Origin of the sequence: Candidatus Cardinium sp. cBcalN2 (assembly GCF_022810445.1) — a bacterium.
GTDB lineage: Bacteria > Bacteroidota > Bacteroidia > Cytophagales > Amoebophilaceae > Cardinium.
On sequence record NZ_JAACGD010000099.1, the window covers coordinates 1 to 3321 of the forward strand.

Sequence of the window (3321 nt, forward strand, 5' to 3'; positions counted from 1 at the left end):
AGTGATGTTACGGATATTCGTGATAAGATGACCGTTAAACTGCCTATAGATTGCTTAAACTCAGAGGCACCTGTTACTCCTCAAGAGCAAGCTGATTCTATGATGGCCTTAATGAAGTTCCATGATCATGTCTGTAAATATGTTTCTAAAGAGGCCCCTATTGATATAAAAATCATTTCAGGGTTGCTTTTATTGTTACGTCAACATTTTGGCTTTAAGCGTCATAGCTCAGGTCAATTGTTTTATGTCCGTTCGGTAGGGATTGCTCAGATAGTGGTAGATTGGGTTTTTCACTCGCCTAAAGTAATTTATGCTTCTTTGCTTTATGGCTTGGTCCGTCGTACTTGTTTGCCTCTTTCTTATATCAAAGAACATTACAATTTAGGTGTTTATGCTTTTGTCTCCAATGTAGTAAAGATAGATAAACGGGAAGAACTGGATGCTCCTTCTTTACTTTCTGTACAGAATCGACTAGAAAAAGCGCTTAAAGAAGACCATGTACAACTCTCGGTACTTTTTATCACATTAGCTGAACGTCTTTATGATCTACGTCAAGCAGCCGGTTATATGCACCTAACAGAGGTTCAGCATATGGCTCAAGAAACCCTTACGATAGATCTTCCTATAGCCAATCAATACTTGGGCCCAGAGATAGGCGCAGTATTAGAGGCAGCTGCTCAAGCGGCACTAAAGCTTTGTAAGGATAGAATTAAAAGCCAAGCAAATTAGATAAATTGCTAGTATGCCTCTAGCTTTCATTATTTGTTCAAGTCACTGGTAAGCCAGGCCTTTATATGACACTTTGTCTTCTTGCATTTCTTTTCCTTTCGGCTTACACCCACAGACACTGGTTATATCTAAATTTTTAAACCTTTATGTATACAAAAGTGTCTTAAATAGAACTTATACCAGATGGTAAAACATAGAAAAATCGTTGTAAAGCAATTAGGCTTAATAGATTATAAAGCAGCATTGGCGATTCAAGAAACCTGCTATGGCAGGCTGCTTGAGCAAAAATCTGGAAGCTTTACGATTAAGCAGCCTCATCCAGCGCCCTGTGGTTACTTACTTATTTGTCAGCACCCTCCTGTATACACCATTGGTAGAAGGGGGTCTATAGACCATTTGTTGGTAGATCCAGCTATTTTACAAGCACAGGCGATTACATTGCATCATACCAATAGAGGAGGGGATATTACCTATCACGGACCAGGGCAGTTGGTAGTTTATCCTATTATTGATTTGGAAAAATTTTTTACAGATATACATCGTTACCTTCGCTTGCTTGAAGCTTGTGTTATAGAGGTGTTGGCTTATTTTAATATTGAATCGACTCGTTTGCTTGGTTTAACTGGTGTATGGTTAAAAGCAAATGAAACTAAAAAACAGTTAGATCGAAAAATCTGTGCCATTGGTATTAGGGTAAGCAGGTGGGTAACGATGCATGGACTAGCTCTAAATGTAAATAATGATCTGGCACCTTTTAATCAAATTATACCCTGCGGTATATCTAAAGCAGTAACATCCATGCAAAAAGAATTAAACAAATCTATTTCTATAATGACTGTATCAGACATTTTAGAGCAAAATATTTTAAAAAAGTTAAATTCTGTGTAGTTTTTGTATTACACTTTTATTTAAAATCAAGTGGCAAATCTTTATATTGCATGCATGGTGCCTATTTATAATGCCGGGTAGTTTACTTGAATAGGCTTCTTGTAGAAGGCTACTTATGCTGGTAATTTGCAGCTAGGGCCAGTGGTTAAATCTTTCACAAGAATTCTAATGTTAGATCTTTTGCAAAATTCAAGCATAAAAAAACAATGGGAAGAATCTGCTCAAGCATCTTCTTTTCTTACTTATTAACTTGCTAATGCCAGATGCAACATAGAGGAAAAATTATTGAAAATGTAGTGAGAAGAAGCGGTATTTCTCTTTCAGTATTAGCTGAAAGAATAGGTATAAGTAGAAATACGCTTTATAATAGATTTAAAGAGAAAAATTTAAGCTATGACTTTATATTGACTTTAGGAATGGTGTTGCACTATAATTTTGCTGTACATTTTCCTGAGATAAAGTCAGATAGTGCGCTGCCAGAAGATGCCCGTGCAGAACTTTTTCAACTTGAGCAAAAGTATAAAACTCTATTGGAAAAATATCATTGGTTACTCAAGTTCTTATTGAAGAAGTCGCAGGATGCTGACCAGCATGGTTTGCATAAGAAAATTAAAGAACTTATCAACTCTTCTTTTTAAGTGTAGTGAGCTATGTCAACATCCATAAGAATTAAAAAGTCGCTGGGGCAGCATTTTTTAAGCGATGTTGCTGTTTCTAGTCAAATAGCCAATCTATTAACAGATAAAAGTATTGTAGGTACGGTCGTTGAAGTCGGCCCTGGTAGGGGTAGTTTAACAGATAGGTTACTCTGTAAGTCTATTGCTAGTTTATACCTTGTAGAGGTAGATCGTGATCTTATACCTTATCTAAAAAAGAGATATCCCCAATTAAGGGATCGCATCATAGAAGCGGATTTTCTAAAGTTACCATTAGCAGAACAGTTTCAAGGTAAACGATTAACTATTATTGGTAACTTCCCTTATAATATTTCTTCCCAAATTTTCTTTAAAATTTTAGAAAATCGTCATGTGGTCGATGCAGTAATAGGCATGATTCAAAAAGAAGTAGCACAACGCATCACTGCTCAACCAGGTAGTAAGGTCTATGGTATGCTTAGTGTGCTTTTACAAGCATTTTATACCATAGTATATCATTTTACAGTCCCGCCTCATCTTTTTTTGCCTCCTCCTAAGGTAGACTCTGCTGTTATTACCATGCATCGGAATAGTGTACAACAACTACCATGTAATGAGTCGCTATTTTTTCAAATAGTCAAAAGTGGTTTTCAGCAGCGTCGAAAAAAGTTACTCAATGCTTTGCGTGGTTTCAATATATCCAATATACCTTGTGTTGATTTGTTCAATAAACGTGCAGAAGAGTTAAGTGTAGCTGAATTTGTAGCGTTGACTGTAGCTGTTCAGCGCAGTGGCAAAGCTACGTAGAAAAAGCAAAAACGCCCTTTGTAAAATAGTTGCGATCAGTAATCAGCCCTTACAGCTGAAATAGAAAAACAGCCTGTTTGAAGCCCACCAAGCGGGCGAGTTCTGTTTTTCCAGCTGTAAGGGCTGCTTGCCGAAACTTTTTACTGAGGGCTTGATTTTTTGGTTACTTTTTTATCAAGAAAAAAGTAACAATAAAGATTCATTTTTTACCAATGTCATGAACAGATACGTTCCTGCTTAGCTGGAGTAGTAATATAGAGCA

4 protein-coding genes are annotated in these 3321 nt (G+C 36.6%); all 4 read left to right on the forward strand.

The genetic code is table 11. The features are described from left to right. Positions 1–729: HD domain-containing protein (locus MUW74_RS02955; RefSeq protein WP_243553060.1), on the forward strand; the 729-nt coding region annotated here is incomplete at its 5' end. A 183-nt stretch (positions 730–912) separates the two neighbouring features. Beyond that, complete coding sequence (gene lipB / locus MUW74_RS02960) at positions 913–1617, forward strand: lipoyl(octanoyl) transferase LipB (protein ID WP_243519277.1); 705 nt, start codon at positions 913–915, stop codon at positions 1615–1617. 263 nt (positions 1618–1880) lie between these two features. Beyond that, the gene (locus tag MUW74_RS02965) at positions 1881–2255 is read left to right on the forward strand and encodes a helix-turn-helix domain-containing protein (protein WP_243519280.1); all 375 of its coding nucleotides are present in this window, start codon (positions 1881–1883) and stop codon (positions 2253–2255) included. Between the two features lie 12 nt (positions 2256–2267). Then, positions 2268–3059, forward strand: a complete 792-nt coding sequence (gene rsmA, locus MUW74_RS02970) for a 16S rRNA (adenine(1518)-N(6)/adenine(1519)-N(6))-dimethyltransferase RsmA (RefSeq protein ID WP_243553061.1) — start codon at positions 2268–2270, stop codon at positions 3057–3059. Positions 3060–3321 lie beyond the last annotated feature (262 nt).

Excerpts from the sequence above, each read along its gene's own strand:
- MUW74_RS02965 (WP_243519280.1), top strand. The coding sequence starts at position 1,881 with ATGCAACATAGAGGAAAAATTATTGAAAATGTAGTGAGAAGAAGCGGT.
- lipB (WP_243519277.1), top strand. The coding sequence starts at position 913 with ATGGTAAAACATAGAAAAATCGTTGTAAAGCAATTAGGCTTAATAGAT.
- rsmA (WP_243553061.1), top strand. The coding sequence starts at position 2,268 with ATGTCAACATCCATAAGAATTAAAAAGTCGCTGGGGCAGCATTTTTTA.